The 3,789-nt window shown below is 43.5% G+C and carries 3 protein-coding genes and 1 pseudogene; 3 read left to right on the top strand and 1 reads right to left on the bottom strand.

Annotated features, from left to right (window positions below; all coding sequences use genetic code 11):
• Positions 1 to 88: 88 nt before the first annotated feature.
• Positions 89 to 1,744, top strand: coding sequence for an ABC-ATPase domain-containing protein (locus tag AACQ21_RS05080; RefSeq protein WP_026028209.1), 1,656 nt, complete (start codon positions 89 to 91; stop codon positions 1,742 to 1,744).
• 166 nt (positions 1,745 to 1,910) lie between these two features.
• Here AACQ21_RS05080 and AACQ21_RS05075 read toward each other — a convergent pair.
• A pseudogene (locus AACQ21_RS05075) lies at positions 1,911 to 2,542 on the bottom strand (DNA-J related domain-containing protein).
• 306 nt (positions 2,543 to 2,848) lie between these two features.
• Between AACQ21_RS05075 and AACQ21_RS05070 the strand changes: the two are divergent.
• Together AACQ21_RS05070 and AACQ21_RS05065 are read left to right on the top strand one after the other, a co-directional pair.
• Entirely contained in the window at positions 2,849 to 3,517 is a 669-nt protein-coding gene (locus tag AACQ21_RS05070) for a DUF2238 domain-containing protein (protein ID WP_105977311.1), read from the top strand.
• A gap of 113 nt (positions 3,518 to 3,630) precedes the next feature.
• Positions 3,631 to 3,789 (top strand): transcription initiation factor TFIIIB (locus AACQ21_RS05065; RefSeq protein ID WP_105977312.1); only part of this gene is annotated, 159 nt, incomplete at its 3' end.

The raw sequence follows: 3,789 nt of genomic DNA, 5'->3' as shown, positions 1-3,789 counted from the left end.
GGATAAAGGAATCCCTTATCATGTCTTTACTCTCAGTGTGGCGGTTCCTATAATCGCCGCCTTTCCTTTCCAAACGAGCGATATCGAGATGGATTTATTAACATCAATTCTCAAAAAGCTAGAAAAACAGAACTACCGCGCCTATCAGCAGATCAAAGGTCAATACGAATTTGGTGATTTCACCTTGCATATCGATCATATCCAAGCGGACCCTTACGCTTCTGCATCTCGCTTTCGCGCTACTCGAGCATGGTCTCTGACCGGTCTGGAATGGTTAAAAGAGAAATCACCTGCTTATCAAATGGCTGCAAGAGATTTTATCGCTCGTAGTTTTGCGGAGTTTGCTAAGCAAGAGAACCATATTGCCATCGCATTGACGGGCCAAACGGTGCTTGATAGTACAGCTGTTCTCTTTACGGAGCATGGTATTGAGCTTCGTTTTCGCATCAATTTACCCGCTGAAGGTCGTGACATTCTGGCCAAGAAAGCGCTCAACATCATCACCTTCTACCTGCCAAAATTCATTCGCCGGGCCACCATTGAACGTGAACTGGATAAAGATGCCCTACTTGAGCATTGCGCTGTGATCGAAGATCAAGAAGCAATGCGTGCACAACTGGCACAGCACAATCTGGTTGCTTTTGTGGCCAATGGCAGCGTATTACCTCGCTTGGCAGGTAACTGTGATCTGCCGATGAAAGACGCCGTTACTTTCCAAGCCCCCACATCGCTAGAAGTCGAGCTTGAGACACCAAACCAAGGCAAAATTAAAGGACTCGGCATCCCCAAAGGTATAACCCTTATCGTCGGCGGTGGTTTTCACGGTAAATCGACTTTGTTAACGGCGATTGAGCGTTCAATTTACAACCATATTCCCGGCGATGGCCGTGAGCGAATTGTTACGGATCATCAAGCCATGAAAATTCGTGCTGAAGATGGCCGTTGCGTACATAATTTAAATTTGTCCAACTACATCAATCACCTACCTATGGGTAAAGAAACCTCCGATTTCAGCACTCAAGATGCGTCCGGTTCAACATCGCAAGCAGCGTGGTTACAAGAATCCATTGAATCTGGCGCTAGTACATTACTGATTGATGAAGATACTTCTGCCACCAACTTCATGATCCGTGATGAGCGTATGCAAGCGCTGGTTAGTAAAGGTGATGAGCCCATTACACCATTGGTTGATCGTATCGGGCAACTTCGCGATGATTTGGATATCTCAACACTGATCGTCATGGGGGGATCCGGTGATTACTTAGATGTCGCCGATACTGTCATCCAGATGCATGACTACCACGCCGTTGATGTGACTAACAAAGCTAAAGAAGTCATCAAACAGCACCCAACTGCTCGTCACAACGAATGTGAAACGCCACTGGCTATTTTCCCAGAACGCGCTGTGAATCGCACTGCGCTACAAAAATTACTGGTTGATGGTAAATTCCGAGTCTCTGCCAAAGGCGTTGATTCGCTTCGCTTTGGCAAAGAATTTACCGATTTAAATGCGTTAGAACAATTGGAGTCACCTTCTGAAGTCAATGCGATTGGTTGGACTTGGTTCCAGTTTGCGCAGACTCCGGGGTGGTCAGCGCAACCAAGCAAAGAGATGATGGCTTTATTAGCAGGAACATGGCACCAAAATATGCCAAACCACGGTGACTTGGCGAAACCACGTGTCATCGATGTGATGGCGGCGTTGAACCGTATGCGCAAGTCGCAATTTAAAAACCACCAGTAAAGATTAACTCCCCAACAACAAAAGCAAAAAGAAGCGAGAGATCGCTTCTTTTTTACTTCAGTACCTTATTGCTTCAGTACATTACAGGTAGTTAGCTTAGGTATGCCTTACAGTACCAGTTGACCTTATTCGGCGAACATCTTGTCTAGAGTTTAAGGTTTGGACTTTAACTATTTTGCCGCAAAATATTCCATGCTTCACACAGCACTCTAAACGTTTCAGCATTGCCGTTGTCTCTATCTGGATGCCACTTTAGTGCTAACTTGCGCCATGTTTTTCGGATTTCAATTTGCGTCGCTTCCGCTGGTAATTTAAACAGCCTCAATGCTTGAAGACGATTCATATTAAGGTTACTCGTTCCACCCATTGCTTTACGGTAACGAGTCCAGAATTCGTTCAACAAGCGGCGCACTTCTCCTTCATCAGCCTCATAATTTTTCCACTGAGTGTAATAATCACGCAATGGATCATCTGGGTCGATTTCGCAATTAACGGCACGATGCGCAGGCATTAGTACAATGTCCATTGCTGATACTTGTAACCACTTTTCAGGGTAAAGCGTCTCTTGAAGCTGATAGAGCGCGTTCATGATCAAAAAATTACGCTTAAAGAGGTCTTTTTCAGGTGCGCTATCAAGTACAGGCATGAATCCCTGTTCACTTAAATGTGCCGCTAACGTATGGACGTATGGACTTTCCAACCGGAAGGCTGTTTACGCAACACCTCCAACATTGGCCAAAGCAGCGGATTTTCCATGTAAGATTGAAACTGAGCGGTAAGTTCTAAGCTTTCAGACATACTTTCGGGCCTACTTTGGGACATAGTCTCGACGTTCATATTAAGGTTCTCTCTTCATTCAAATCCAATATCGCTTTTTTGTCGAGTTTCTTACCGCATATTATCTTGGCTTTTTGAACTAGAGTCCGTTTATCACACGCACTATCTATCAATACATAAAAAGAGAAAGATCGAGTTGTTGCATGATCTTCTCCACCTTGCAGATCTCTTTGCTAAGACGATGCGAAAATCAATCACAAAACGAAGGTAGATACACACATCTCAAACACAAATTTCTACGTCTATAAGATACAGAATTCAACAAAATTGAACATCGTGCAAAATAGTGGCACTATCCATCGGTATTTTGTGATAGGAAAAAACATGTCTCTCAACTTCTCACGCACGCTTTTATTTTTGACGGCGATCTACGGTGTACTCTTTCTATTTTCAGCGATCGCGCCAGTTTCTCGTGCTGTCTGGTTAGCAGAAATCATCCCAGCGCTAGGGATCTTAGCACTCGTCTATTGGGCTTCAACAAAACTACGCTTTAGCTCAACGGCTTATATTCTGATGTTTGTGTGGCTTAGTTTGCATACCATTGGGGCTAAATATACATTTGCAGATGTTCCGTTTGCTTGGTTCAACGAACTGATCGGATCATCTCGTAATAATTTTGATCGCGTCGCTCATTTCTCAATTGGCCTTTATGCCTACCCTATCGCTGAATATTTAATTAGAAAGCAGCTCTGTAAACCGCTAATTGCCTCATTGTTCGGGCTTTTCTCTATCATGAGTATCGCAGCAGGTTACGAAATTATTGAATGGTGGTATGCCTCAATCGCGGGTGGTGATGAGGGAATCGCTTTTCTGGGTTCACAAGGCGACATTTGGGACGCACAAAAAGACATGTTATGCGATACCCTTGGGGCAATGACGGCACTTTGCCTATTATGGTTTAGGTCAAAATCAAACATTCCTTACAGTGAAGTATGAAATGCCTCTAATTTTTGGAACTAAGGTAAATATTACCGAGAGCAAGTTTTGATTAGTGTTTATTCTGTGAGTACGGAGAACATGACTCTCCCTTTTTGCTGCTGAGAATGATTATGAAAAATATAAATAAAACACTTGAAAAAATAGACTGCTGTCCACTTTGTCAACATGACGAATACTTTATTTCCACAAACAATGAAAAGTTTATCTGCGCACAATGTGGTTTTAAAACCGACCACTTACAAAGCGTCCAGCAAATGATTGGTGTACAC

Source organism: Vibrio sp. V01_P9A10T6 (genome assembly GCF_963877065.1).
Classification (GTDB): domain Bacteria; phylum Pseudomonadota; class Gammaproteobacteria; order Enterobacterales; family Vibrionaceae; genus Vibrio; species Vibrio anguillarum.
Note: the sequence above shows the minus strand (reverse complement) of the source record. Positions and strands in the feature narration are given on the sequence as shown.

Excerpts from the sequence above, each read along its gene's own strand:
- AACQ21_RS05080 (WP_026028209.1), top strand. The coding sequence starts at position 89 with ATGGATTTATTAACATCAATTCTCAAAAAGCTAGAAAAACAGAACTAC.